The organism is Janthinobacterium rivuli (assembly GCF_029690045.1).
GTDB classification, from domain to species: Bacteria; Pseudomonadota; Gammaproteobacteria; order Burkholderiales; family Burkholderiaceae_D; genus Janthinobacterium; species Janthinobacterium rivuli.
In genome coordinates this window covers 2,517,285-2,543,618 of sequence record NZ_CP121464.1, presented here as the reverse complement: position 1 = coordinate 2,543,618, position 26,334 = coordinate 2,517,285, and the positions used below count along the sequence as shown (strand labels likewise).

The window sequence follows — 26,334 nt, the reverse complement described above, 5'->3', positions numbered from 1 at the left end:
CAACTCGATACATCACGGAGCTTCAATGCCAACAGCATTTTTCATGCGCCGCACCGCCCCCCCCTTGTCGGAGCGCATCCCATGAGCGCGGAATGGAATGACAATAGCCCCATCTACCGCCAGCTCAAGGCCAGGGTGGTGGGCATGATGCTCGATGGCGTGCTGCAATCCGGCGACGCCTTGCCTTCGGTGCGCCAGGTGGCGGCCGATTATCAATTGAATCCCATCACGGTCTCGCGCGCCTACCAGGAACTGGTCGACGATGCCCTGGTGGAAAAACGCAGAGGACTCGGCATGTATGTACTGGAAGGCGCCCGCGACAAATTGCTGGCCAGTGAACGCGAACGCTTCCTGCGCGAAGAATGGCCAGCCTTGCTGGAACACATCACGCGCCTGGGCCTTGACCTCGATCAACTGCTGCAAGCGAGCCGCGACGCCGGCGCACACGGAGAGAACGCATGAATGCATTGAACAAGGACAGCGTCATCAGCGCGCGCGGCCTGCGCAAGCAGTATGGCAAGCAGGTGGCCATCAATGGCATCAGCTTCGATATCGCGCCGGGCCGCATCGTCGGCTTGATCGGGCCTAACGGCTCCGGCAAGACCACCACGCTGAAAGCCATCCTGGGCCTGACGGGCTTCGAGGGCGACTTGTCGGTGCTGGGGCGCGATCCCCGCGTGCAGCGCGACGCGCTGATGGAAGACGTGTGCTTCATCGCCGACGTGGCCATCCTGCCGGGCTGGCTGCGCGTGGCCGACGCCATCGATTTCGTTGCCGGCGTGCATCCACGTTTCGACCGCAGCAAGGCTGAACGCTACCTGGCCCACACCAAACTGTCGCCGAAAATGAAGGTCAAGGCCATGTCGAAGGGCATGGTGGTGCAGCTGCACCTTGCACTGGTGATGGCCATCGACGCCAAACTGCTGGTGCTCGACGAGCCGACCCTGGGCCTGGACATCCTCTACCGCAAGCAGTTCTACCAGAACTTGCTGGAAGACTATTTTGATGAAAACAAGACCATCGTCATCACCACGCACCAGATCGAGGAAGTGGAACACATCCTCAGCGACCTGATGTTCATTCGCGACGGCCAGATCGTGCTGGCGTCGAGCATGGAAGAAGTAGGCGAGCGCTACATCGAGGTGATGGTGGGTCCGCAGCACGTCAATCCGGCGCGCGCCCTGCAGCCGATCAGCGAACGCAGCGTGTTCGGCAAGTCGGTGATGCTGTTCGATGGCGTCGCCCGCACCCAGCTGGCCGCCCTCGGCGAAGTACGCACGCCCAGCCTGGCTGACCTGTTTGTCGCGACCATGAAAGGATCGTACCAATGAGTATTTCCCCTGTAAACAAGATGCAATGGCTGCTCCGGCGCGAGTTGTGGGAACACAAGGGCATGCTGGTGTGGACGCCGGCCCTGATCGGCGTCGTCATGACGGTGCTGGGCGCCCTGATGGCGGCCGCGACTGTCGCAAGGACCAAAATGCACACGGCGCTCATCGTCAACGGCGAGGAAATTTCCTGGAGCACCATCTTCAATACGCGCACCTTCGGGCCGCGCCGCACGGAAATCATCGACGCCGTCGCCAACAACTATACGTACGCGGCCGCGCCGCTGTTCCTGGCGCTGGGTTTCCTCGTGTTTTTCTATTGCCTGAGCGCCCTGCATGACGACCGCCGCGACCGCAGCGTGCTGTTCTGGAAATCGCTGCCCATTTCGGATGCGCAGACAGTGCTGTCGAAAGCGGCCATCGCCCTGCTGGTCGCACCGCTGATCGTGGCTGCTGCAGCCAGCCTGACGTCGCTGGCCCTGATCCTGATCCTCAGCGGCGTACTGGCGGCCAACGGCATCCACGTGTTTGCCGAACTGCTCGCCACCCCGGGCCTGTACCTGGGACCGCTGCGCGTGTTCGGCTTGCTGCCCGTGTATTGTCTGTGGGCCTTGCCGACCGTTGGCTGGCTGCTGATGGTATCGAGCTGGGCCAAGTCGAAAGTCTTCCTGTGGGCCGTCGGCGTGCCGCTGCTGCTGCTTATCCTGACAGTCTGGGCAGGCAAGCTGACGCAGACGGAAAGCGATCTCAGCTGGATACAGATGAATGTCATCGGACGCGCCCTGCTGGGCACTCTCCCCGGCAGTTGGTATCTGTTCGAACCGGAACTGCTGCCGCGCATGCACGCCCTGGCGGAGGGAGGATCGCACATGACGCGCATCGATGTGTTCAGCAATTCCTGGTCCAGCCTGGCCTTGCCAGCCGTCTGGCTGGGCGCGGCGGCAGGCGCGGCGCTGATTTACGCCGCCATCCGCCTGCGCCGCTGGCGCGAGGAAGGCTGACAGCGCACTGTCTCATCCCCTAAAAAACGCCCCGCCCGTCGGGGCGTTTTGCATTTTCCGCCCCATTCAAGTCAATGAAGCAATAACTACTTTACTGATAGTTATTATGAAAAATCCTCTTCATTCAATACCGGCTATCCGATCGATAGTAATAAATCGATATGATAATTACAAATAATTATTTCTATCGTATTTTATTCCAAATCACATTTGATAATCACCACACAAAAAAGCAACAACTAGCAATTCGATAGCGATATGTTTTTTGAATAAAAGACGCAGAAACACTGGCGCATGTTGGCAGATTCAGCAGGAAAGCTCCATTTCGTGACAATTCGTGATGATTGGTGAAAGCAAAGCTTGACAGAATAGAGTCATGAAAAATGATCAAAATGAAATTGAAAGTTTCAGAATTGAAACTATCATCAGAGTGGGAGCAGATAGGCATCGCCTGTAAATACCGCATTCCGCGAGTGAATATCAGCCGGCAATCCAGTTGCAATAGAAACAAAAGACAAAAAAATGATGCCGCATGAAACAACTATAAAAATGGCATTTTTATAGTTTCTGAATAAATGTTCTGTTGTGCCAGCGTTTTTTTTCCAGTTATGTTTTACTTGCCATTATCGACATCGGTAACACCCAAGTTCGACCACGGCCCAAGCCTCGCCGGAGCAAGCAAGGAATCGAATCAGATTATTGATTTTTTATTATTTTAGAAAATTGAACGAGTACATAACCTTTTCCGGAGACTTCCAAATGGCCACCACCCAAAATCCAGCCCAAGTTCCCGTCAATGCCGAAGGCGCAGCCGCCAGGATCACGACGCCGGCAAAAAAAGCCGTCAATCCAAAAGACGGCGAGCGCAAGCAGTATGACGAAGACGAACTGATCAAAGGGGCCGATGCCAGCGCGACCATGCCGCCTGAAAATGTCGTGGAAGTCACGGGAAGCGCCGAAAGCGGCAATGCCGCCGCCCTGGGCACGGCCGCGGCGCTGGCTGCGGCAGCCGCCCTGGCAGCCGGCGGCAGTGGTGCGGCGGCCGGCCAGGCGGGCAACGGCGGCGCCGATTCCGGCACGCCGCAAAGCGACAACAACGGTGGCGCCGCTGGCGCCGGCGCCGGGGCGGCCGGCATCCCCAGCGGCAGTGTGGTCGATGTCGCCGGGGCTTCGGCTGGCGCGGGTGCAGGTGCCGGCGCTACAGGCGGGCTGGGCGGACTTGGCGTGCTGGGCGCGCTCGGCGGCCTTGGCCTGGTTGCCGCCGCGGCAGGCGGTGGCGGAGGCGGTGGCGCTGCGGCCGGCGGCTCCGGCACCGGTGGCACGGGCGGTACCGGTGGTGGCACCGGCGGTGGCACGGGCACCGGCGGCACTGGCGGCGGTACGGGCACTGGCGGCACCGGCGGTGGCACGGGGACAGGAGGTACAGGCGGTACCGGTGGCACGGGCGGCTCGACCGGCGGTGGCACCGGCAATCAATCCACCACCACCGTCGTCACCGACGCAGCCATACTGGCCGCCGCCGCGGCTGTCGCCGCCGCCAATAACGCTCTGGCCGATGACGCCGCCGCCGCCGCGGCAGCGGCCACGGCAGCAGCTTCGCTGGCAGCGGCGAATGCCGCCATCCTGGCCGACCAACTGGCGGCGCAGGCCGCCGCTGCGGCGGCGGCAGCTTTGCTCGCCGCCAATACCGCCACCAGCGACGACACGCTGGCGGCCAGCACGGCGGCCGTCGTCCCCGGCGCGCAAGCGGCCGCTGGCGCCGCCACGGATGACGACAGCGCGGCCGCCGCCGCTGCCGCCACCGCCGCCATATCCCTTGCCGCCACCACCTCGGCGCAAAATGCCGATGCGGCCGCCGCCACGGCCGCCGCCAACGCCGCCGCCGCGCACGCCGCTGCCGATGCGGCGCAAACGCAAGCGGACCAGACCAACGCCCCGGCGCTGCAAGCCGTCGCCGATGCCGCCGACGTGGTCGCCGCCGCGGCCAACACCCAGGCAGCGCTGACCGATGCGGCAGCCCTTGGCGTCATCGCGGCCAACGATGCCGCCGCCGCTGCCGCCGCCACGGCGCTGGCCAATGCCACGGACGCCGCCGCGCTGGACCTGGCGGCAACGGCCGCCGCCAACGCCGCCGTCGCCGCAGGCATCCAGGCCAGCTTTACCGATGCCGACGCCCTGGCCCTCATCTCGGATGCGGATGCCGCCGCGTCTGCCGCCGCGACCGAACTGGCCGATGTGACCGATGCCGCCGCCCTGGCCGCCGCCGCCAGCGCCGCCGCCACGGCCGCCGCCGATGCGGCGACAGCGGCCAATGCCAGCGACGCCACGGCACTGGGCATCGCCGCCACCGCCGCCGCGAACGCAGCCACCGCCGCCGCCACCCAAGCGGGGCTGACCGACGCCGTCACCTTGAGCATGGCAGCCGATGCCGCCGCCGGCGTTGCCGCCCAGGACGCTACCATCGCCAACGCCACCGACGCCGTCGCCCTGCAAGCGGCAGCCAATGCCGCCGCGACAAACGCCGCCAATGCCCAGACACAAGCGAACATGACGGACGCGCCCACCCTGGGCCTGATCGCCGATGCCGCCACCCTGGCATCGGACGCCGCGCAACTCCAGGCCGGCCTGACGGATGCGGCCGCGCTGGCCCTGATTTCCGATGCCGATGCCGCCACGGCGGCGGCCGCCGCCCTGGCCGCCAGTAGCGATGCCGCCGCGCTCGACGCGGCCGCTGCCCTTGCCGCCACGGTGGCGGCGAATGCCGTCGTCACGGCCAGCCTGAGCGACGCGGCCGCCCTGCAAATCACGGCCGATGCAGCCGCCAGCACGGCCGCCAGCGCCGCCACGCAAGCGGCATTGACGGACGCGGCCGCCCTGCAAGTGATTTCCGACGCCGATGCCGCCGCCGCGCTGACGGCGCAAACGACGGCCAACCAGACGGATGCGGCCGCCCTGGCCGCTGCCGACGCAGCCGCCGCCAGCGATGCCGCGAATGCGCAAACAGTGGCTGACCAGACCGATGTCGTCGCCCTGCAGCAAGCGGCCGACCAGGCCGATGCCGATGCCGATGCGGCGAATGCGCAAGCCAGCCTGCTGGACGTCAATGTCGCGCTCAATGCCTTCAATCTCGCCAACCTCGCCGCCCTGGCCGCCAACGTCACGGCTGGCCAAACCAGCGTGCTCGACCTGACGGCCACCGTCAATAGCTTGCAGCTCGGCGCCGATAACGCCGATATCACTGCCGCCCTGTTCGATGCCACCATTCTTGCCGGCATCTCCACCGCCGATGCGCTGACGGCCACCGGCCTGCAAGCCATCGCCGCCGCGACCGATGCCGATGCACTCATCGCCACGGCGGCATCTGCCGTCTCGGCGGCGGAAATAGCCGCCGGGCTGGGCGGGGTCGACATCTCGGCCGTCAGCGCGGCTGCCGCGGCGCAGGCCACCGCCACTGCCGCAGCCGCCACTGCCGCATTGACCGATGCCGGCGCGCTGGGCCTCGTTTCCACCACCGACGCCGCCGCTGAACTTGCCGCCCAGACCGCCGTCAACACGCTGAGCGCTGCCAATACCTTGGCACAAGCGGCAGCCACGGCTGCGCAAAACACGGCCAACCTGACCGACGCCGTGGCCCTGGGCCTCGTCTCGACGGCCGCCGACGCGGCCGCGGGCCTGGCCTTGACGACGGCTGGCCAGACCGATGCCACCGCGCTGAGCCTCATCTCGAATGCCGATGCGCTGGTCGCCTCCTCGGCAGCCAGCCTGGCGGCGCTGACGGACGCCACGGCGCTGGGCCTGATCTCGACCGCCGATGCCACCGTGGCCGCCACCCTGCAGACAACGGCCAACCTGACGGATGCCGCCGCACTGGGCCTGCTCGCCACGGCCGCCGCAGCCGCCGCCAATACGGCGACGAATGTTGCCAACCTGACCGATGCGGTGGCCCTGGGCACGCTCTCGACCGCTGCCACCACGGCCGCCAATACGGCTGCCGCCACCGCCGCGCTGACCGACGCCACGGCCCTGGGCCTGGTCGCCACGGCCGACGCGGCTGCCGCTGCCGCCCTGCAAACGACGGCCAACCTGACCGACGCCGTTGCGCTGGGCCTCGTGTCGACGGCCGCCAACACGGCCGCCAGCACCGCTGCCGCCGTTGCCAGCCTGACCGATGCCGTGGCGCTGGGCACCGTCTCGACAGCCGCCACGGCCGCCGCCAACACGGCAGCGGCCACGGCCGCCCTGACCGATGCCGTCGCCCTGGGCCTGGTAGCGACCGTCGATGCGGCCGCCGCCACCGCAGCGCAAACGACGGCCAACCTGACGGACGCCGTCGCCCTGGGCCTGGCAGCGACCGTCAACGCCACCGCCTCCACGGCCGCGGCCGCCGTCGCCGGCCTCACCGACGCCGTCCTGCTGGGGACTGCCCACACGCTCAACGTCACGGCCGCCACCGTGGCGGCCACCAAGGCCGCCTTGACGGATGCCGCCGCCCTGACCACCGTCGCCAACAACGATGCCGCGAATGCCGCCGCCCTGGCCGCCTATTCGGCCGCCCATCCATTCGATCTGGTGGCGGCACTGGCCTCCACCGTCGCCGCCACCACGGCATCCTTGTCGCTCGCCGCCGCACAGTCGGCGCAGGCCGATGACGCGGCGGCCGCCTCGACAGCAGCCACGGCGGCAGCGTCCCTGACCGCCCTGAACAATGCGCTCGCGGCTGACAGTGCCGCCACCGCCGCCGCCACCCTGGCCCTGACTTCCCAGGCGGCAGCCACGGCGGCGGCGCTGGACGACACGCTCGCGGCCACCGCCGCCGGCGTCGCTGCCACCTCGCTGGCAGCGGCCCAGGCCGCGCAAGCGGCCGATACCGCCGCCGCCACGACGGCCGCGACGGCCGCCAGCGCCCTGGCCGCCCTGAATGCGGCCTTGCAGGCGGACGCGAATGCGGCCGCCACGGCCGCTGCCGCCATCACGACGAGTGCGGCCACCGCTGCCGCCGTCGCCGACGATCTGGCCGCTGCGACGGCCGCCACTGTCGCCAACGTCTCGCAAGCTGCCGCGCAAGCGGCGCAACTGGCCGACAGTGCCGCCGCCAGCGCCGCCACCATCGCCGCCAACGCGCTCGCGTCCCTGAATGCGGCCCTGGCCGACGACGCGGCGGCCGCTGCGGCTGTACTCAACTCCACCAATGCAACGGCCGCCGCGGTTGCCGCTGCCACCGCCGATACGGCCGCCGCCGCCGCCGCCGCCGTGGCAGCCATCTCGGCCGCCGCCACGCAACATGCGCAGGCGGACGATATCGCCGCCGCCACCGCCGCCCTCACGGCGTCCATCTCGCTGGCAGCCACCCAGGCCGCACAGGCCGCCGATCTCGCCGTCGGCACGACCGCGGCAGCGGCAGCGAGCGCGCTGGCCGCATTGACCCAGGCGCTGAACGACGACAGCCTCGCCGCAGCGGCAGCCACGGCGGCAGCCAACGCGCAAACGGCCCTGAATAACGCCACGACGGCACTGAACGCGGCGATAGTGACGGCCAGCGCCTCGCTCGCCGCCGCCAATGCCGCCGCGGCCGACGACGCCACGGCGGCAAGCACGGCGGCGGCCGCCGCAGCGGCACAGCTCCTTGCCAATGCGGCCTTGCTGGCCGATACCGACCTGGCCTTGCTCGCCACGGCGGCCAACAACGCATTGAAGGCCGCCAGCCTGGCCCTGGCCGCCGACGATGCCGCCGCCGATGCCGCGCACACGGCCGCCCTCTCGGCGGCCGCCACCCTGGCGGCGCAACTGTCCGATACGGCAGCCCTGAACGCCCATGCCGCGCTCAACGCGGCCATCGCCAACCTGACCGCCGCCGTGACGGCCGATGTCAACGCCACGGATGCGGACAATGACAAGACGCTGAAACTGAACCTCCTGCTCGCCGCCCAGGGTGCGGCCGATGATGCGGCCCAGGCCAATGCCAATGCGGCTGCCGCCCATGCGGCGCTGGCGGCGGCCCAGGCCGACGATGCGGCTGCCGCCACCGCTGCCGCCAATGCGGTTGCCGCGCATGCGGCGGCCGTCGCGGCGCAAAACGCCGATGCCGCCGCGGCAGCGGCAGCGGCGCAAGCGGCCATCTCGATGGCCAACACGCTCAATGCCCAGGCCGACGACGCCACGGCGGCAGCCGCCGCCACGGCCGCCGCCAATGCGCAACTGGCGCTGGACGCCGCCATCGCCGCCGACGCCAACGTCGCCGCCACCGCGGCGGCAGCCGCCGCCGCCCAACTGGCGGCGCAAAACGCGCACGACGCCGATGTCGCGGCAGCGGCAGCAGCCGTTGCCGCCGCCATCACCCTGGCAGCCACGCAGGCGGCGCAGGCCGACGACGCGGCAGCCGCACTGGCAGCGGCCAACGCCGCCAACGCCCAGGCGGCGCATAACGCCGCCGTCGCCGACGACCAGGCCGCCGCGGATGCCGCCGCCACCGCAGCGCTGGCGCAAGCGGCTGCCACCGCAGCGGCAGCGGCCGATGCCGCCGCCACCGCCAGCGCCGCCGCAGCGGCGGCATCGCTGCTCGCCGCACAGGCGGCGCAGGCCGACGACACGGCCGCCAACCAGGCAGCGGCCAATGCCGCCGCCGCCGCCGCCGCGCATACGGCCGCCATCGCCGCCGATGCCCTGGCCGTCAGTACGGCAACCGCGGCAGCGAGCGCACTGGCTGCCGCCACGGCAGCGCAGAACGACGACGACGCTGCCGCGGCCGCAGCCGCCCAGGCAGCCTCCTCGCTGGCCGACACGCAGCAGGCACAGGCCGACGATGCGGCGGCGGCAGCCGCCACGGTCAACGCCAATACTGCGATAGCAGCGGCAGCGGCGGCCCATGCGGCCGATGCGGCCGCGCCGCTGGCGCAGGCGCAGGCCGCCGCCTCCCTGCTGGCCCTGCAAGCGGCGCAAGCCGACGATGCGGCCGCCGCCAGCGCGGCCGCTGCGGCGGCGCAAGCGCACGCCAATGCGAATGCCGCGCAGGCGGACGACGCGGCAGCGGCCCAGGCCAATGCCGACGCGCAGGCTGCCGACGTGGTCCTGGCACAAGCGAACGCCCTCGCCGCGCAGACCGACGCTAGCGCCCTGGCCGTGGTGTCGAATGCGGACGCCGCCGCTGCCGCCGCCGCGCAGGCGCTGGCCGACCAGACCGATGCCGTGGCACTCACCCAGGCTGCCGATGCGGCGGCGGCAGCGGCGCTGGCGGCGGCGCAGACGGCCGCCCTGACGGACGCCAATGCCCTGCACCTCGCAGCCGATGCGGCGGCCGCCGCCGCCGTGCAGGCGCAGGCGCAGGCAGACCTGACGGACGCCAGCTCGCTGACGGTGGCGGCGAATGCCGATGCCGCCGCGGCGGCGGCGGCGCAGGCGCAAGCGGACCTGACGGACGCGAGCCAGCTGTTCGTGCTGAGCCAGAATGCCCTGCACAACCCGCTGACGGTAGCCGACTTCAGCACCGGTCTGCCGGCCGCCGGCGGCGACGTGATCGACATGTCGGCCATCGCCGACCTGACGGCTGCCGTGGCCGTGGGCGTCAACCTGAGCACGGACTTTGGCAACGACAACCTGTTCATCTTCGACGGCACGTCCGTGTCGATCGGCGCGGCGGCCAGCGCCATCGCGGCCGACAGCAGCGTCTTGTCGGGCCAGGGCTACATCGTCATCGCCGATGCGCAAAACAGCGGCGCCGTGACGGTGTATCACTCGAGTGACCTGAGCAACGCCAACGCCATCGACACGGCGCTGGTGCTGCTCAGCGGGGTGAACATCACGCAACTGACGGCGGCCAACTTCGTCGTCTGAAGCCGGGCACCCACGCCAGGCGCCGCGCCTGGCACGGCGGCGGGAGCGCAACGCAACACGGCGCGCTCCCGCCACACCTAGAAATGCGTCAGGCCTGGTGCCGGAAAAATACGGGATGAGATTACGCGGTTTCCCAGCATTGTCTTCACTGCCACGCATCGCGGCCCTGCTGGCGGCCGTGGCCATGGCATCGGTATCGTCTTTCGCCGGCGCCCAGGGCGCCACCGCCTGGAGCTTCGACCAGGTCTTGCAGCAGGCGCTGCAAAACCATCCCGCCGTGCAAGGCAGGCGTTCGGCGCAGGCGGCCGCGCGCGCCGAACTCGATGGCGCGCAATGGCAGCGCTATCCCAGCCTGTCGGCGGAAGTCCCCACGGGTTCGCAGGAAACGGGCGGCGTGGTGCGCATCGAGCAGCCGCTGTGGAGCGGCGGGCGCATCGACGCCGGCATCGATGCTGCCGGCAGCCGGGTCGATGCGGCCGGCGCCGCCATCGAGGAAGAACGCCTGAGCCTCTCGCTGCGCGTGATCGCCGCCTACACGGAAGCGCTGCGCCAGACGGCGCGCGTGCGCTCCGCGGAAGGCGGATTGGCCGAGCACCAGCGCCTGCTGGACATGATCAAGCGCCGCGTGGCGCAGTCGGTCAGCTCGCAAACGGACCAGCGCCTGGCCGAATCACGCGCCTACCAGGCGGCCAACGACGTATCGAATGCGCGCCAGGCGCTGGAAAACGCGCTGGCGCAGCTGTCGCAACTGGCTGGCAAACCCGTGCGCCTCGTCAGCGCCACGGGCATCGGCGTGGGCGAACCCCTGCCCGACGCCAGCCTGGATCGGGTCATGCGCCAGGCCATCGACTACTCCCCTACCCTGCACCGCCTCGAGTTCGAGGCGCAGGCGGCCGATTCCGAAATCACCCTGCAGCGCTCGGCCTACATGCCGAAAGTGGTGCTGCGCATGGAAAAGCCCACGGGCGGCATCAATGCCGACAACCGCACGCGCGCCATGCTGGTGCTGCAGGCGCAGCCGGGCGCCGGCCTGTCGGCCAAGGCCGGCGTGGATGCCGCCGTGGCCCGGCGCGAAGGCGCGCGCGCCGCGCACGACGTGGCCGAACGCGAGGTGCGCGAGCGTTTCACCCTGGACTGGAACGAGGCCGAGGCGAGCCGCCAGCGCCTGGGCAATGCGGGCGAAGCCAGCACCACCTCGACGCAGGTATTCGAATCGTATGCGCGCCAGTACGTGATCGGCCGCAAGAGCTGGAACGACGTACTCAATGCCGTGCGCGAAGCGACCCAGGCGCAGTTTTCGCTGGAAGACACGCGCGCGCAGGCGATTGCCGCCAGCCTGCGCCTGGCAGCGCAAACGGGCACCCTGGCCGGGCGCACGGCGCCGGCAGGCATGGTGCGCGCCAATTGACCGCCACAGAACACGAACAGGAGACAGCGTGGATACCTCCATCAAACATGGCTTGCTGACACTCATCGAGCGCGCCGCCCGCCTGACGGGCCAGCACGTGCCTGCCGCGCGCCTGGCCGACCTGCAGCGCCAGCTCGATGACGCCGACGGCAATGGCGCGCCCGGCGCGGTACTGACCACCATCTGGCAGGCGGCCGGCCTGGAAGGCGCGGCGCGCCCGCTGCACGAGCCGACGCCGGGCGAGCTGCCGTTCGCCGTCTACAGCGCCAGCACGGGCTGGGGCTTGCTGCAGTCGCGCGGCGCCGACGGCGCCTGGCGCGGCGAAGGCGTCGATGGGCGCGCCTTGCAACTGGCGACACTGGCTGGCCTGGCTTGCGTGGGCCTGCCGCGCCGCAGCGAAAAAAGCGCCGCCCGCCCCGGCGCCCTGGGGCTGGTGCGCAACGCCCTGTGGCTGAAGAAAAGCGTGTTTGTCGACGCCGTGCTGGCCACCGCGCTGGTGACCCTGCTGACCATGGCCACCTCGCTGTTTTCCATGCAGGTGTACGACCGCGTGATCCCGAACCAGAGCTTCAGCACCCTGTGGGTGCTGGTGGTGGGCGTGGCCCTGTCGATCGGCCTGGAATTCATCCTCAAGCAGGTGCGCAGCCGCATCGTCGACCACTCGTGCAATGACGTCGACCATGAATTGTCCGAGTGGTTTTTCCAGCGCATGCTGGGCATCCGCATGGAGGCGCGCCCCGCTTCCGTCGGCACATTGGCGGCGCAGGTCAAAGGTTTTGAAATGGTGCGCGGCGTGCTGACGTCGACATCGCTGTTCGTGCTCACGGACGTGCCCTTCGCCGTGATTTTTCTCGCCATGATCACCATCATCGGCGGCTGGCTCGTGGTGGTGCCGCTGGTGGCCCTGCCGCTGGCCCTCGTGTGCGGCCTGATGTTCCAGCGCGCCATCGAGAGCCATACGCGCAAGAACCTCAACGCCAGCAACCGCAAGGCGGGCCTGCTGGTGGAAGCCGTCGATGGCGTCGAAACGCTCAAGGGCAGCAGCGCAGAATGGATGATGCAGGCGCGCTGGGCCGAACTGGTGGCCGAGAGCAGCCACGCGGAGCAGAATATCCGCGACTATGCGGCCCTGTCGCAAAACATCACGGCCGCCTTCCAGCAGCTGACCAACGTGGCGTTGATCTCCATGGGCGCGTGGTTCGTGGCCGAAAACCAGATGACCATGGGCGCCCTGATGGCCTGCACCATCATCAGCAACCGCGCGCTGATGCCCATCGTGCAGCTGCCCGCCGTGATGGTGCAGTGGGCGCATGCGCGCGCCTCGATCGACGGCCTGGAACAGGTCATCAGCCTGCCCAACGAGGCGGACAACGCGCAGTTCGCGCTGACGCCGCGCAGCCTCGATACGGGCTTGCGCTTCGAACGCATCCGCTTTACGTATGGCGGCGCGCAAAAAGTGGCGCTGGAAGTGGAAAGCCTGGCCATCCGCCCCGGCGAACGGGTCGGCCTGGTGGGCGCCATCGGTTCGGGCAAGAGCACCTTGCTGAAACTGGCCTCGGGCCTGTACCAGCCGGCCGAGGGCAAGGCCTACCTGGGCGACGTCGACATGGCCTTGCTGGCGCCGGCCGTGGTGCGCGAAATGGTCGGCTACCTGCCGCAGGAAACGCGGCTGTTCAGCGGCACCCTGCGCGACAACCTGTTATTGGGGCTGGCCGACCCGGGCGAGGAAGCGATCCTGGCTGCCGCCAAACGCACGGGATTGATCGAGCTGATACTGGGCCAACCACGGGGGCTGGCGCTGGGCATCACCGAAGGCGGGCGCGGCGTCTCGGGCGGCCAGCGCCAGCTGATCGCCGTCACGCGTTTGCTGCTGGCCAAGCCGCGCATCTGGCTGCTCGATGAACCGACAGGCGCCATGGATGCGAAAACGGAGGCGCGCATCGTCGGGCTATTGGGCGAACTGGCGGCCGAAGGCGTGACCATGGTCGCCACCACGCACAAGAACGCCCTGCTGCCCCTGCTCGACCGCCTGGTGGTGCTGCAGGCGGGAAGAGTACTGCTCGACGGCCCGCGCGATGCCGTGCTGGCCAAATTGTCGGGCAAGCCGCAGGCCGTGCCCAGTTCCGCTACCGCGCCGGTGGCGCAAGGAGCCGTCGCATGAAACTGGCCAGGGTCGAAGCGAAAGAGGAAGCGAAACGGGGCCGGGTGCTGATCTGGAGCTGCACGGCGGCGCTGGCCGGTGTCATCGCCTGGGCTTCGTGGGCGGAGCTGGACCAGGTCACGCGCGCCAACGGCCAGGTCATTGCCAGTTCGCGCAACCAGATCATCCAGGTGGCCGATGGCGGCGTGCTGGCCGAACTGCGCGTGCATGAAGGCAGCGTCGTGAAAAAGGGAGCATTGCTGGCGCGCTTCGACCGCACACGGGCCGAGACGAGCTACCTGGAAAGCACGGCCAAGGCAGCCGGTCTGAAGGCGGCCGTGGCGCGCCTGCAGGCGGAAGTGTTTGGCGGCGCGCCGAAGTTCCCGCCCGAACTGCAGGCGTTCCCGGAATTTCGCGCCAACCAGCTGGCCCTGTTCAGCAAGCGCCAGGGCGCCGTGCAGGCGGAAGTGAGCTCGCTGGAAAGCGCCATGAAGCTGATCAAGGAAGAGCTGGAAATGAATCTGCCGCTGCTGGAAACGGGCGATGTCAGCCGCGCCGAGGTGCTGAAACTGCGGCGGCAAGTGGTCGACATCCAGGCGCAGATCACCAACCGGCGCAACAAATATCTGCAAGACAGTCAGACGGACCTCGTGAAAGCCCAGGAAGACCTGGCCGGCGTGCTGCAGACGGTGACGCAGCGCAAGGAGCAGCTGGGCTCGACGGATATCTACGCGCCCACGGACGGCATCGTGCGCAACGTGCGCCTCACCACTCTGGGCGGCGTGGCCAAGCCGGGCGAGGAAATCCTGCAGATCGTGCCGACGGACGATGATCTGATCATCGAGGCGAAAGTCAAACCGGCCGACATCGCCTTCATCAAGCCGGGCCTGCCCACGGCCGTGAAACTCGACGCCTACGACTACGGCATTTACGGGCGTTTGCGCGGCACCGTCAGCTACATCAGCGCCGATACCTTAAGTGAGGACAACAAGGGCAACGAGCAGCCCTACTACCGCGTGCAGATCAAGACCAGCGGGCGCAATCTGATGGGCAAGAATGGCGAGCCTATCCTGATCCAGCCCGGCATGACGGCCACGGTGGAAATCAACACGGGCCGCAAGACGGTCTTGCGCTACCTGACGAAACCGATCACCAAGACGTTTTCGGAATCGATGGGGGAGCGCTGACGCGGCGGACTTTTAGCCGGCCGGCTTCAGGCGGCCAATGACGCTGGCCACCTTGGCCGTAATCATGTCGACCGCAGGGCCATTCGCGCCATGCGGCAAGATGACGTCGGCATTGCGCTTGGTCGGTTCGATGAATTGCTTGTGCATCGGGCGCACGGTTTCCAGATACTGCTCGATGACGCTTTCCACCGAGCGGCCGCGCTCCGTGATGTCGCGTTGCATGCGGCGGATGAAGCGCACGTCGGAGGCCGTGTCGACAAAGATCTTCAGCGACATCATGTCGCGCAAGTTCTCGTCATACAGGGCGAACAGGCCTTCGATGACGATCACCGGCGCCGGCTTGACGGGTATGGTCCGGCTGGAGCGATTGTGCAGCGTGAAGTCGTACTCGGGCATCTCGATCGCTTCGCCATTGCGCAAGGCCTGGATGTGCTGCACCAGCAATGGCCACTCGAACGCCTGCGGATGGTCGTAATTCTGCTGGCGCCGGACTTCTGGGGAGAGATGGGTTTGGTCGCAGTAGTAGTCGTCCTGCATCACGACCGAGACCATGTCGGCGCCAAACGACGCCAGCACTTGTTGGGATACGGTGGACTTGCCACTGCCGCTTCCGCCAGCGACACCAATAACAAACGGTTGGAAGGAAATAGTATTCATGCCGAATGATACCGGAAACGCGAGCTGACTGACAGGGAGCGGCTGCAAAGCCTGGCCTGTCACGCGCCATGCACCAGCCGCGCATACAGCTCGGCCACCCGCTCTGCCGTGATGCCGTCGCGCTGTTCGATGGCCAGCGGATGCTCCGTCGGCTCCAGCTCGATGGATGGGCGCACGCCATCGTCGCGCAGGTGGACGCGGGTTTTCAGGTTCAGGGTAGCCGGGTACACGGACAGCTGCGTGCTCAGCCAGCCGAAGAAGGGGCCGATGTGCGCCCGCTGCGCGTCATTGAAGCAGGCATCCCAGGAGTCGAAGCTCTCGCCGCTCAGCGACACCCACACGCCCCAGCTGAATGGCTCATCCGAGCCATGCACGGGGATGTCGATGGTGGCGCGCACGAAGCAGTGCGCTTCATCGACGATGCAGGCGTCGCTGTCGAGCTGGCAGCGCGCTTCGCGCTCGGCCGGCGCCATCTGCTCATACAGCCACGGCGCATCGGCGCCGAAGCTGGGCATGCCCGTGTGGGTTTCGCCGCAGGAGCGGCACAGGAAGGAAAAAGTCATGCGTGCAGTGACGTTATTCGAACTGCTTGCGGAACGCCTCGAACTGCGCCGCCAGGCCATCGAAGTCGCTGCGCAGCTGCAGCACTTCCTGTTCCAGCTGCGCGACGCGACTGCCCTGTTGCGGCGCGCTGACGGCGCCGGCGTAGCCCGCCGCCGTCTCGATCTGCGCCAGCGCCTCTTCACCACCCAGCAAGTGTCCGTAGCGCGGTTCCTTGGCGCCAGGCGCGACGGCCAGCTTGGCCACCAGCGGCGGGTATTTGTCGATCAAAAATTGCAGGCCGGATTCCACTTCCGCCACGGACTTGAATTCATGCACCCTGCCGCTGCGGCTGCGGATTTCGCCCGCTGTCTGCAAGCCGCGCAGCATCAAGATCGTCAGGATGGCCAGCTTGTCCTGTTCCAGCGACCACTTGATGCGCATGCGGTGTTCGTACTTGGCGACCCGGGCGCCCGCCTGCGTGATGCCATTGACGAACTTGCGCTGCATTAGCCGCTGCAGCACGTCGTAGACGGTTTCCTCGGACAGGGCCATGACGGGGTCGCGGCTCGATAGCTGGTTGCAGCCGTTCGTCAGCGCGTTGAGCGAGAGCGGATAGCTGTCCGGCGTCAGCGCTTCCTTTTCGGCCAGCACGGCCAGCACGCGGATCTCGAAAGGGTCGAGCAGATTCGGATTGTCACTGCTTTTTTCTGCTGCGTTTTCAGCTATGTTTGCGTCTGTAGTCATGCCTGTATCCTTAATCAACCAGCTTGTTCATTTGCTCGGAATCGAATTTATCACACTCGGGCACAGCCTGGCAGCAGATACCGGCCGCCTTCAGGGTGGCGAGGATGGTTTCGATGCGCTGTTCCTGTGCCACGGCATGCGTGATCAAGCCTTGCAGGGCTTTCGACAGCGGATCGTCGCCGTTGGGCGTGACGCCATACGCGGCGAACAAATGGGCCGTGCTGCCCTCGCGCAGGGCGCTGACATCCTTTTGCACGATGTGCGCGGGGTTGCCGACGGCCGTCGCGCCGGACGGCACGGGTTTCAACAGCACGGCGTTCGAACCCACCTTGGCGTACTCGCCCACCGTGAAGCTGCCCAGCACCTGCGCGCCGGCGCCGACGATGACGCCGCGCTCGAGGGTCGGATGGCGCTTGGCGCCGCTGTGCAGCGAGGTGCCGCCCAAAGTAACGCCCTGGTAGATGGTGCAGTCGTCGCCGACGACGGCCGTCTCGCCGATCACCACGCCGAAGCCATGGTCGATGAAGACGCGCCTGCCGATGACCGCGCCCGGATGGATCTCGATGCCCGTGATGATGCGGGCGATATACGAAATGAAGCGCCCTACCCACTTCATGTGCCGCGTCCAGCACCAGTGCGCCCAGCCATGCATGACGATGGCGTGCAAGCCGGGATAACAGGTCAGCACCTCCCAGCCATTGCGGGCGGCCGGGTCACGTTCGATGATGCTGTTGATGTCTTCGCGCAGGTGGTGGAACATAATGACAATGAATAAGGTGGAACGCAAATGGTAGCGTATTCGGAGGGGGAATGCTGGAGGGGCTGACGTCGAGAGGCTCCTCAACGGCAAGCTGGGGTCAGACCCGACGGGTCTGACCCCAAGTGACGCTAGCTTATGCTTCTAAAGCAATCCGCTGGCGGCGCGCTTCGTAGAGACAGACACCGGAAGCGACCGACACGTTCAGACTCTCGACGGAGCCGAACATCGGGATGCTGACGAGGATGTCGCAGGTGTCGCGCGTCAAGCGGCGCATGCCTTCGCCTTCGGAACCCATGACGAGAGCCGTCGGGCCCGTGAAATCGGCTTCGTACAAGCCTTTTTCGCCGTCGTCCGAGGTGCCGATCAGCCAGATGCCGCGATCCTTCAATTCACGCATGGTGCGCGCCAGATTCGTCACGGTGATGTACGGGACGGTTTCGGCGGCGCCGCTGGCGACCTTGGCGGCCGTGGCGTTCAAGCCCACGGCGCGGTCCTTCGGCACGATGACGGCATGTGCGCCGACGCCGTCGGCCACGCGCAGGCAGGCGCCCAGGTTGTGCGGGTCGGTGATGCCGTCGAGAATCAACAGCAGCGGCGGGCCGTCGATGGCGTCCAGCAGCTCATCGAGATTGCGCGCCAGCGACAGTTGCGAGGCAAACGCGATCACGCCCTGGTGGCGGCGCGTGCCGACGATCTTGTCCAGACGCGACGAATCGACGGGCATGACGCGCACGTTGGCAGCCTTGGCGGCGGCGATCATGTCCTTCATGCGGCCGTCGACGCGGCTGGCATCGACGAAAATTTCTTCCACGGACGACGCTTCATGACGCAGACGCGAGGTGACGGCGTGGAAGCCGAAAATCATTTTATTCTTCATTTGTTATCGTTTCTTTTATCGCTTGTTCTTGCTTGATTTTGATACAGTTTTTGCTGCACGTGGTGCCGCCGCAGCGGGTGCCGCGGCTGGTTTCTTGCTGCGCTTCGGCGCGGCTGCCTTGGGGACTTCCTTGGCAACAGGCTTGGCGCCGTTGGAACGGCCGCCGGAACCCTTGCCGCCATTGACGCTGGTTTTGATCTCGTGGCGCTGCTCGGTCGCGGGACCGGGCTTGACCATCGATTTCTTTTCACCCTTGCGCTTGCCGCCAGCTTGCTTGGCTGGCGCTTCTTCGCCCGCCAGTTCCGCATCGGTCACCAAACGCAGGTCGATCTTGCGCGTTTCCAGGTCGACACGTGCCACTTGCACCGTCAGACGGTCCGTCAACTGGTAGCGCTTGCCCGTGCGTTCGCCGCGCAATTCATGGCGCGCATCGTCGTACTGGAAGTAGTCGGTGCCCAGCTCGGTGACGTGCACCAGGCCTTCGACAAACAGGGTGTCGAGTTGCACGAACACGCCGAAGGTGGTCACGCCGGTGATCGTGCCGGTGAACTCCTCGCCCAGCTTGTCTTGCATGAAGTAGCACTTCAGCCAGGCTTCGACGTCGCGCGACGCTTCGTCGGCGCGGCGCTCGTTGGCCGAGCAATGCACGCCCAGCGCGTCCCAGATCGTCAGATCCGTCTTTTTCGGCTTGCCGTCGGCCTTGTCCTTGGCCTGCTGCTTGCGCGTGGCGTTCGACACGTTGGTGTTCAGCACGGTCTTCTCGGACAGCTTCGGCTCGTATTTCTTGCCTTGCAGAATGGCCTTGATGGCGCGGTGCGTCAGCAGGTCGGGATAGCGGCGGATCGGGCTGGTGAAGTGGGCATAAGCCTCGTACGCCAGGCCGAAGTGGCCGATATTGTCCGGGCTGTAGACGGCTTGCTGCATCGAGCGCAACAGCATCGTTTGCAGCAGGGCCGCGTCGGGACGCTGCTTGATCTGCTGCATCAGGGTCTGGTAATCGGATGCCGATGGCGTGTCGCCGCCCGTCAGGTTCAGGCCGACTTGCTTGAGGAAGGTGCGCACTTGCGTGAGCTTTTCCTTGGTCGGGCTGGCGTGGATGCGGTACGTGCCTGGATGCTTGTTGCGCAGCAACAGATCGGCCGCGCAGACGTTGGCCGCCAGCATGCACTCTTCGATGATCTTGTGCGCTTCGTTGCGCGTGCGGGGGATGATCTTTTCGATCTTGCCAGCCGTATTGCAGACGATATAGGTTTCCGTCGTCTCGAAATCGATGGCGCCCCGCTCCGTGCGCGCTTTCAGCAAGGCACGGTAGACGGCTTCCAGGTTCTGCAGGTGCGGCAGGATGTCCGCGCGGCGTGCCGCTTCGGGGCCCTTGGTGTTGCCCAGCACGGCAGCGACTTCGTCATACGTGAGACGCGCGGCAGAGTGGATCACGGCCGGGTAGAACTGGTACGCCTTCAGCTCGCCCTTGTCGCTGACGACGGCGTCGCAGACGAGGGTCAGGCGGTCGACGGCCGGGTTCAGCGAGCACAAACCATTCGACAGTTTTTCCGGCAGCATCGGGATCACGCGGCGCGGGAAGTAGACGGACGTGCTGCGTTCGAGCGCATCGGCATCGAGCGCGTCGTTCGGTTTCACGTAATGGCTGACGTCGGCAATTGCCACGATCAGGCGGAAGCAGTTGGCGCGGCCGATCTTGACGGGTTCGCAATACACGGCGTCGTCGAAATCGCGCGCGTCCTCGCCATCGATGGTCACCAAAGGCACGTCGCGCAGGTCAACACGGTCTTTCAGGTCGGCGGCGCGCACTTCGAACGGCAGCTTTTCAGCTTGCTTGAGGGCGGCGGCGGAAAAGATGTGCGGCACGTTGAATTTGCGCACAGCAATTTCAATTTCCATGCCGGGATCATCGAGCGCACCGAGCACTTCGACGATCTTGCCGACCGGCTGTTTGAAGCGCATCGGTTGCTCGGTCAGTTCGACGCTGACGATCTGGCCGGCTTTTGCCTTGCCGACCGAACCGGTGACGAGGATGTCCTGGCCGATGCGCTGGTCTTCCGGCGCCACGACCCAGGTGCCGTTTTCATGGATCAAACGGCCGATGACGTGGGTGTTGGCGCGGTAGGTGACTTCGACGATCGTGCCTTCAGGGCGGCCGCGGCGGTCCGTGCCGACGATGCGGGCCATGACCTTGTCGCCATGCAGTACTTTCTGCATTTCTTTCTCGGGCAGGAACAGGTCGGCGCTGGCGTCGTCGGGAATGACGAAGCCGAAGCCATCGCGGTGGCTGGTGACGCGACCGGCGACAAGCGCGCTCTGGTCGGCCAGGCTGAAAACACCGCTGGCGTCAGACTTGAGCTGGCCGTCGCGCTCCATCGCCTTCAGGCGACGGACCAGGACATCCATGGAATCGGCATGCACTTGCAGCGTTTTCCCGAGAGACTGCGGGTCGAGAGGCGCGCTGACGCTGCGGAATATGCCGAGAATGTCCTCCCGGCTGGGGATGGTGTGGGTATTTTGGCTCAAAAGTATTTCTATAGTTGTTATTGACAGTGATCAAACGGAAGACAAAGACCGATGACATCACCGTCAATATTGACACGGTGATGTCCGGTAGTGTACCGGAGGACGCCTTGGTTTGCCTAACGGACAGCGTAGCGGAAACCGAACAAGTGCCCCGCCGATGAAAAAAAGGAGAAAAGCTGCGCAATGCATTTGACTTCGGCAAATATTGCTCTATAATCTCGGTCTCTTGCAGCGACAAACCTTCACGGGAATGCAGTTGCAGGAAAGCGGTACAGGGTTGATGTGCAGTATGGAGCGAAAGCTCATCTGGCGCAAAACTCTTCAAGTCGCTATAATAGCAGAATTGTTGTGAAGTTATTTTTCAACAAGTAGTAATAGCAGCATCAGTGCCCACGTGGCGGAATTGGTAGACGCGCATGGTTCAGGTCCATGTGCCTTCGGGTGTAGGGGTTCGAGTCCCTTCGTGGGCACCATTACCTAATTCGCAAAAAGGCCGCAAACTTTCACGAGTTTGCGGCTTTTTTCATTTCCGCAGCAAAAAGCACTCCCCTCCAGGCAGCCGGATCACCTGACACGCGTACGGACGGAAAGCTGCGGAAAAGCGCTGAAAAAAGAGGCAGATCCAGCCATTTTTCATAGGGAACAGCCCTTTTCAGACGAAAAAACATGTTTCTTGAAGAAAAGTGCAAAATGTTGATTGACCGAATGCGCGCCAGCCCTTATGATTTTGTCCTCGCTGCAGAACACGCAGCGACAAGCAGCAAGTAGTAACAATGCCCACGTGGCGGAATTGGTAGACGCGCATGGTTCAGGTCCATGTGCCTTCGGGTGTAGGGGTTCGAGTCCCTTCGTGGGCACCACCAGCAACAAGTTGTTCATTGTTGTGATCCGCAGTACAGTAGTAAGATAGCAGTAACAAGCAACACAATGCCCACGTGGCGGAATTGGTAGACGCGCATGGTTCAGGTCCATGTGCCTTCGGGTGTAGGGGTTCGAGTCCCTTCGTGGGCACCACCAGCAACGAGTTGTTTTCGTTGTAGTCCGCAGTACAGTAGTGAGATATCGTTGTAAGCAGCATCAGTGCCCACGTGGCGGAATTGGTAGACGCGCATGGTTCAGGTCCATGTGCCTTCGGGTGTAGGGGTTCGAGTCCCTTCGTGGGCACCATTACCTAATTCGCAAAAAAGCCGCAAACTTTCACGAGTTTGCGGCTTTTTTCATTCCAGAATGCCGCATCCCTGCGGCACCCTCCCCTTATTTGGCCAGCGCCGCCTTCACGGCGTCAAGCAGGCTCGTCGTCGGACGGCCGATCAGCGCGCTCAATTGCTTGCCATGGTCTTCCAGGCCGCCCTTGGCCGCGCCCGCATCGGAATCAGCCAGCAGGTCGGCAAAGCCTTCCGGCACACCCACGCCCACCAGCGCCGCCTTGAAGTCCGCCTGCGGCAAATCTTTATACACAATCGGCTTGCCCGACTGGCGCGCCACTTCGGCCGCATATTCCGCCAGGGTAAAGCCCTGGTCGCCCGCCAGTTCATAGATGGCTTGCGGTTTATCCGCTGTCAGCACGGCAGCGGCGGCGGCAGCGTAATCAAGACGCGCGGCCGACGAGAAACGCCCGTCTTGCGCCGCGCCCAGCACGACGCCATGCTCGAGCACGGGCGCCAGGTGTTCCGTATGGTTTTCCAGGTACCAGCCGTTGCGCAGGAAAGTGTACGGCAGGCCGGATGCGCGAATCGCCGCCTCCGTGATCACGTGCTCGGCGGCCAGGCCCAGCGGCGACGTGTCGGCGCGCAAGACGCTGGTGTAGGCCAGCAGGGCCACGCCGGCCCGCTTGGCGGCATCGATGACGTTCTGGTGCTGCTGCGCGCGCTGGCCCACTTCGCTCGACGAAATCAGCAGGATTTTCGTCGCGCCCTTGAATGCCGCATCGAGGCTGGCGCCATCGTTGTAATCGGCCTGGCGCACTTGCACGCCTTGGGCGGCCAGATTGCCGGCCTTGGCCGGGTTGCGCACGGCGGCGATGATGCTGGCGGCAGGAACGGACTTGAGCAGGCTGGCGATGACGTGCTGGCCCAGATTGCCTGTGGCGCCGGTGATGACGATCATGATTTCTCCTTGGTACGTGGGTGGTAAAACCCTATAATAGGACTATTACTTACTTATTGTAAGTACGTACCTTTTGGTAAGTATGAATGTATTCCCCACTAACAAGGCCAACTATCATGTCCACAGACACTCCCGGCGCCAGCCTGCGCGCTGCCCTCGCCCTGCAAACCCAGGGCGCGCACCTGCTGGCGGCCGCCTGCCCGTCGCGCGCCGTGCTCAGCCATCTCACCAGCCGCTGGGCCGTGCTGGTGCTGGTGCTACTGCTGAGCGGCACGCGGCGCTTCAGCGAACTGCGCCGTGAAGTGGGCGGCGTCAGCGAAAAAATGCTGGCGCAAACCCTGGAAGCGCTGGCTGGCGACGGCTTCGTGCTGCGCCAAGCGTATCTGGTGATCCCGCCCAAGGTGGAATACAGCCTCACGCCGCTGGGACGCGAGGCGGCCGAACGCCTGGCCGTGCTGGTCGACTGGATCGAGGATAATTACCCGCGCATCGAGCAGGCGCGCGCCGATCTGGCGCCGCAAGCCGCACAAAACGCCGCCTGAACGAGTGCTGCGACCCTTGCTTTTGGTCATCAAGAATTATCGTTTACTCCTACTTGCCTTGATGTAATACTAGGCCCATGAAACGCGTAAGGGCGCGATACCATGAATCAGTTGATTTCTTCCATCACCGACCGGGCCAATGTGCTGCTGGTCAGCAATTCGCCGAACGATGTGCGCGAACTGCTGTATGTGCTGGACCGGCATAACCTGGGCACGGGACTGGCGGGCGATATCGACGAGGGCGTGGAACTGGCGGCCGGCGGCACGGACCTGATCCTGCTTGACGCGGCCCTGGCCGGCTCGAATATCGGCGCCACCTGCATGCGCCTGCGCAATGCGGGCGGACGCCACAGCGTGCCCCTGCTGCTGATGTCGGCCACGCCCAGCGCCGAGGAGCAGGGCCGCAGCGTGGGCGCCGGCGCCTCCGACTACATCAAGATGCCCTTCAATGCGCGCGACGTGGCGGAAAAAATCCTCATGGAACTGGCGCTGCACAGGGCCGAGGCGCCCGCGCCGCATGCCGTCACACCGCCGCGCCCCCTGCATCCGCAAACGCTGGAAGTCAATTACCACTCCATCCTGGCCGGTTCGCCCGACGCCGTGCTGCTGTTCGATATCGACAACGGCCTGCTGATCGACGCCAACCACCTGGCCGAGGAACTGTTCGGCATGCCGCTGGCCGAGCTGCTGCAAGGCGGCATGGAGCCGCTGTTCCCCAGGCATCAGGGCGATGGCCGCGCCTCGCCGCAATTGCTGGAAGAAAAGATCCGCGATACCTTGCAAGGCAAGATCGTCGTCTTCCGCGCCAGCTGCTGCCATCGCGACAACCACCCGATCGCCTGCGAAATCCGCCTGATGCGATTGTCCGTGCCAGGCCGCCAGCTGGTGCATGCGCGTATCATCGACTTGACCGAACGCAACCTCGCCGAAGCCATGCGCTCGGGCCAGAGCGCCCTGCTGGAAATGGTCGCCAAGGGCGCGCCCTTGACCCCCACCCTGAACCACTTGCTGCTCTTGATCGAAGGCCAGTCGCGCGGCGTGCTCTGTTCCATCATGCTGCTCGACGACGACGGCGTCCACATGCACAGCGCGGCCGGCCCCAGCCTGCCGCCCGAGTACATGGCCCTGCTCGAAGGCGTGGCCATCGGCGACGGCGTGGGTTCCTGCGGCACGGCCATGTTCCTGCGCCAACCGGTGGTCGTCACCGACATCATGCACGACCCGCTGTGGGCGCCCTACCGCGAGCTGGCCGCGCCGTTCGGCTTGCGCGCCTGCTGGTCGCGTCCCATCTTCAGCCAGGATGGCGCCGTGCTCGGCTCGTTTGCCATGTACTACCGCGAAGTGCGCAAGCCAGACGCGCGCGACCTGGAACTGATCGACACGGCGACCGACCTGGCCGGCATCGCGATTGGCCGCATGCGCCACGAACGCGAGCTGCAGCGCCACCGCGCCCACCTGGAAGACCTGGTGGCAGAACGAACGGCAGCGCTGACGCTGGCCAAGGAACACTCGGAGCAAACGAACCTGGAACTGGCCGCCGCGCTGGAAAACCTGTCCATCACGCAGGAAGAACTGGTGCGTCGCGACAAGCTCGCCGCGCTCGGCGCGCTGGTGGCCGGCATCGCGCATGAACTCAATACGCCGATCGGCAACGGCCTGGTGGTGGCCACCACCATGGCCGAACGCACGCGCGAAATCCAGGCCAGCTTCCTCGACGGCTTGCGCCGCTCCGAACTGGGCGCCTACCTGACCCAGGCCAGCGAGGCCGATGCCATCATGCTGCGCAACCTGCAGCGCGCCGCCGACCTCGTGTCGAGCTTCAAGCAGATCGCCGTCGACCGCGCCAGCTCGCAGCGCCGCCACTTCCTGCTACGCCAGTTCGTCGCCGAGCTGATGCTGCCCCTGTGCACGCAGCTCAAGGCCGCCGGCTTGACGCTGACGCAGGACGTGCCCGAGGGCCTGGCCATGGACAGCTATCCCGGTCCCTTGGGCCAGGTACTGAGCAACCTGCTGGAAAACTGCCTGCGCCACGCCTTCGAGGGCCGCAGCGGCGGCACCATTCACATCAGGGCGCGTGGCAGCGACGACGGCAAGACGATCACCATGTCCATCGCCGACACGGGCGTGGGCATCGCCGCCGACGACCTCGTGCACGTCTACGACCCCTTCTTCACGACCAAGCTCGGTTCCGGCGGTTCGGGCCTGGGCCTGCATGTGGCGCACAACATCGTCACGGGCGTGCTGGGCGGCCATATCGACGCCACCAGCAGCACCGGCGATGGCAGCGGCACCACCTTCACCCTGCAGCTGCCCGCCGCCGCGCCGCAAGCGCCCGCCCCCTGAATGACAAGCGCGCTACAATGCCCGCAAGCATTTCTTTCGGAGCACCCATGAAATACCTGACCGCCGCCGCCCTGCTGGCAGTTTGCGCCTGCGCAATGGCCGGACCCGCCCCCTGGTACAAATGGCGCAGCAAGATCGACGGCACCCTGTCGTGCGCCCAATCGACCCTGGGATTTGGCTGGGAACTGGCCTCGGGACCGTACAAAGATAGCCGTTGCGAAAAACCGGCGCTTGTTAAATAATGGGGCCATGACCACACGGGGCACCGGCTTGAGATCAAGCGATGGCATTGCGGCGTCGAAAGAGTATGGAACGATAAGAACGTATCTATTCAAACCGAGGAGA

The 26,334-nt window shown here is 65.8% G+C and carries 18 protein-coding genes and 4 tRNA genes; 14 read left to right on the top strand and 8 right to left on the bottom strand.

What is annotated here, in order from left to right; all coding sequences use genetic code 11:
* Positions 1-81: 81 nt before the first annotated feature.
* From P9875_RS11670 to P9875_RS11640, 7 genes are all read left to right on the top strand, one after another.
* On the top strand, positions 82-462 hold the full coding sequence (locus tag P9875_RS11670) for a GntR family transcriptional regulator (protein WP_034784016.1): 381 nt from the start codon (positions 82-84) through the stop codon (positions 460-462).
* A complete protein-coding gene (locus tag P9875_RS11665; protein WP_035817414.1) occupies positions 459-1,331 on the top strand; it encodes an ABC transporter ATP-binding protein in 873 nt (290 codons plus the stop codon). The genes P9875_RS11670 and P9875_RS11665 overlap by 4 nt, the downstream gene beginning before the upstream one ends.
* Positions 1,328-2,329, top strand: coding sequence for a hypothetical protein (locus P9875_RS11660; protein WP_278318455.1), 1,002 nt, complete (start codon positions 1,328-1,330; stop codon positions 2,327-2,329). Before P9875_RS11665 ends, P9875_RS11660 begins: the two co-directional genes overlap by 4 nt.
* 759 nt (positions 2,330-3,088) lie before the next feature.
* Positions 3,089-10,156, top strand: a complete 7,068-nt coding sequence (locus P9875_RS11655) for a hypothetical protein (protein ID WP_278318454.1) — start codon at positions 3,089-3,091, stop codon at positions 10,154-10,156.
* Positions 10,157-10,295: 139 nt separating this feature from the next.
* A complete protein-coding gene (locus P9875_RS11650; RefSeq protein WP_278318453.1) occupies positions 10,296-11,564 on the top strand; it encodes a TolC family protein in 1,269 nt (422 codons plus the stop codon).
* A gap of 28 nt (positions 11,565-11,592) precedes the next feature.
* Positions 11,593-13,725 carry an ATP-binding cassette domain-containing protein gene (locus tag P9875_RS11645; protein ID WP_278318452.1) on the top strand — a complete coding sequence of 711 codons (2,133 nt, stop codon included), beginning with the start codon at positions 11,593-11,595 and terminating at the stop codon, positions 13,723-13,725.
* On the top strand, positions 13,722-14,891 hold the full coding sequence (locus P9875_RS11640; RefSeq protein ID WP_099402763.1) for an HlyD family type I secretion periplasmic adaptor subunit: 1,170 nt from the start codon (positions 13,722-13,724) through the stop codon (positions 14,889-14,891). The genes P9875_RS11645 and P9875_RS11640 overlap by 4 nt, the downstream gene beginning before the upstream one ends.
* Before the next feature lie 12 nt (positions 14,892-14,903).
* Here P9875_RS11640 and udk read toward each other — a convergent pair whose 3' ends face one another.
* The 6 genes from udk to rnr form a co-directional block, all read right to left on the bottom strand.
* A complete protein-coding gene (udk, locus tag P9875_RS11635; protein WP_034756921.1) occupies positions 14,904-15,548 on the bottom strand; it encodes a uridine kinase in 645 nt (214 codons plus the stop codon).
* A 59-nt stretch (positions 15,549-15,607) separates the two neighbouring features.
* Positions 15,608-16,111: a DUF2199 domain-containing protein gene (locus P9875_RS11630; protein ID WP_278318451.1), complete on the bottom strand. Its 504-nt coding sequence runs from the start codon at positions 16,109-16,111 to the stop codon at positions 15,608-15,610.
* Between the two features lie 13 nt (positions 16,112-16,124).
* On the bottom strand, positions 16,125-16,835 hold the full coding sequence (locus P9875_RS11625; RefSeq protein WP_128139835.1) for a YceH family protein: 711 nt from the start codon (positions 16,833-16,835) through the stop codon (positions 16,125-16,127).
* A gap of 10 nt (positions 16,836-16,845) precedes the next feature.
* Entirely contained in the window at positions 16,846-17,595 is a 750-nt protein-coding gene (cysE, locus tag P9875_RS11620) for a serine O-acetyltransferase (protein ID WP_092712499.1), read from the bottom strand.
* 133 nt (positions 17,596-17,728) lie between these two features.
* Positions 17,729-18,472, bottom strand: a complete 744-nt coding sequence (gene rlmB / locus P9875_RS11615) for a 23S rRNA (guanosine(2251)-2'-O)-methyltransferase RlmB (RefSeq protein WP_058048541.1) — start codon at positions 18,470-18,472, stop codon at positions 17,729-17,731.
* A 15-nt stretch (positions 18,473-18,487) separates the two neighbouring features.
* Complete coding sequence (gene rnr, locus P9875_RS11610) at positions 18,488-20,998, bottom strand: ribonuclease R (RefSeq protein ID WP_278318450.1); 2,511 nt, start codon at positions 20,996-20,998, stop codon at positions 18,488-18,490.
* A 388-nt stretch (positions 20,999-21,386) separates the two neighbouring features.
* On the opposite strand from rnr, the gene P9875_RS11605 reads away from it, so the two are divergent.
* Positions 21,387-21,471 (top strand) — tRNA-Leu (locus P9875_RS11605).
* Between the two features lie 30 nt (positions 21,472-21,501).
* Here P9875_RS11605 and P9875_RS11600 read toward each other — a convergent pair.
* Complete coding sequence (locus P9875_RS11600; RefSeq protein WP_219313196.1) at positions 21,502-21,666, bottom strand: hypothetical protein; 165 nt, start codon at positions 21,664-21,666, stop codon at positions 21,502-21,504.
* Between the two features lie 107 nt (positions 21,667-21,773).
* Between P9875_RS11600 and P9875_RS11595 the strand changes: the two genes are divergently transcribed.
* From P9875_RS11595 to P9875_RS11585, 3 genes are all read left to right on the top strand, one after another.
* A tRNA-Leu gene (locus P9875_RS11595) sits at positions 21,774-21,858 on the top strand.
* A gap of 69 nt (positions 21,859-21,927) precedes the next feature.
* Positions 21,928-22,012 (top strand) — tRNA-Leu (locus P9875_RS11590).
* 68 nt (positions 22,013-22,080) lie between these two features.
* Positions 22,081-22,165: transfer RNA gene (locus tag P9875_RS11585), tRNA-Leu, on the top strand.
* A gap of 87 nt (positions 22,166-22,252) precedes the next feature.
* On the opposite strand, the gene P9875_RS11580 is transcribed toward P9875_RS11585, so the two are convergent.
* Positions 22,253-23,104: an SDR family oxidoreductase gene (locus tag P9875_RS11580; RefSeq protein ID WP_278318449.1), complete on the bottom strand. Its 852-nt coding sequence runs from the start codon at positions 23,102-23,104 to the stop codon at positions 22,253-22,255.
* Between the two features lie 116 nt (positions 23,105-23,220).
* Here P9875_RS11580 and P9875_RS11575 point away from each other — a divergent pair, with 116 nt between their 5' ends.
* The 3 genes from P9875_RS11575 (at position 23,221) to P9875_RS11565 (ending at position 26,231) form a co-directional block, all read left to right on the top strand.
* Positions 23,221-23,646, top strand: a complete 426-nt coding sequence (locus P9875_RS11575) for a winged helix-turn-helix transcriptional regulator (protein ID WP_278318448.1) — start codon at positions 23,221-23,223, stop codon at positions 23,644-23,646.
* Positions 23,647-23,748: 102 nt separating this feature from the next.
* Entirely contained in the window at positions 23,749-25,989 is a 2,241-nt protein-coding gene (locus P9875_RS11570) for an ATP-binding protein (protein WP_278318447.1), read from the top strand.
* Positions 25,990-26,036: 47 nt separating this feature from the next.
* Positions 26,037-26,231 (top strand): hypothetical protein, encoded by a 195-nt coding sequence (locus P9875_RS11565; RefSeq protein ID WP_035817380.1) that lies wholly within the window; start codon positions 26,037-26,039, stop codon positions 26,229-26,231.
* Positions 26,232-26,334: the final 103 nt, after the last annotated feature.

Excerpts from the sequence above, each read along its gene's own strand:
- udk (WP_034756921.1), bottom strand. The coding sequence starts at position 15,548 with ATGAATACTATTTCCTTCCAACCGTTTGTTATTGGTGTCGCTGGCGGA.
- P9875_RS11600 (WP_219313196.1), bottom strand. The coding sequence starts at position 21,666 with ATGTTTTTTCGTCTGAAAAGGGCTGTTCCCTATGAAAAATGGCTGGAT.
- P9875_RS11665 (WP_035817414.1), top strand. The coding sequence starts at position 459 with ATGAATGCATTGAACAAGGACAGCGTCATCAGCGCGCGCGGCCTGCGC.
- P9875_RS11660 (WP_278318455.1), top strand. The coding sequence starts at position 1,328 with ATGAGTATTTCCCCTGTAAACAAGATGCAATGGCTGCTCCGGCGCGAG.
- P9875_RS11655 (WP_278318454.1), top strand. The coding sequence starts at position 3,089 with ATGGCCACCACCCAAAATCCAGCCCAAGTTCCCGTCAATGCCGAAGGC.
- P9875_RS11630 (WP_278318451.1), bottom strand. The coding sequence starts at position 16,111 with ATGACTTTTTCCTTCCTGTGCCGCTCCTGCGGCGAAACCCACACGGGC.
- P9875_RS11625 (WP_128139835.1), bottom strand. The coding sequence starts at position 16,835 with ATGACTACAGACGCAAACATAGCTGAAAACGCAGCAGAAAAAAGCAGT.
- cysE (WP_092712499.1), bottom strand. The coding sequence starts at position 17,595 with ATGTTCCACCACCTGCGCGAAGACATCAACAGCATCATCGAACGTGAC.
- P9875_RS11575 (WP_278318448.1), top strand. The coding sequence starts at position 23,221 with ATGTCCACAGACACTCCCGGCGCCAGCCTGCGCGCTGCCCTCGCCCTG.
- rlmB (WP_058048541.1), bottom strand. The coding sequence starts at position 18,472 with ATGAAGAATAAAATGATTTTCGGCTTCCACGCCGTCACCTCGCGTCTG.
- P9875_RS11570 (WP_278318447.1), top strand. The coding sequence starts at position 23,749 with ATGAATCAGTTGATTTCTTCCATCACCGACCGGGCCAATGTGCTGCTG.
- P9875_RS11640 (WP_099402763.1), top strand. The coding sequence starts at position 13,722 with ATGAAACTGGCCAGGGTCGAAGCGAAAGAGGAAGCGAAACGGGGCCGG.
- P9875_RS11565 (WP_035817380.1), top strand. The coding sequence starts at position 26,037 with ATGAAATACCTGACCGCCGCCGCCCTGCTGGCAGTTTGCGCCTGCGCA.
- P9875_RS11580 (WP_278318449.1), bottom strand. The coding sequence starts at position 23,104 with ATGATCGTCATCACCGGCGCCACAGGCAATCTGGGCCAGCACGTCATC.
- P9875_RS11670 (WP_034784016.1), top strand. The coding sequence starts at position 82 with ATGAGCGCGGAATGGAATGACAATAGCCCCATCTACCGCCAGCTCAAG.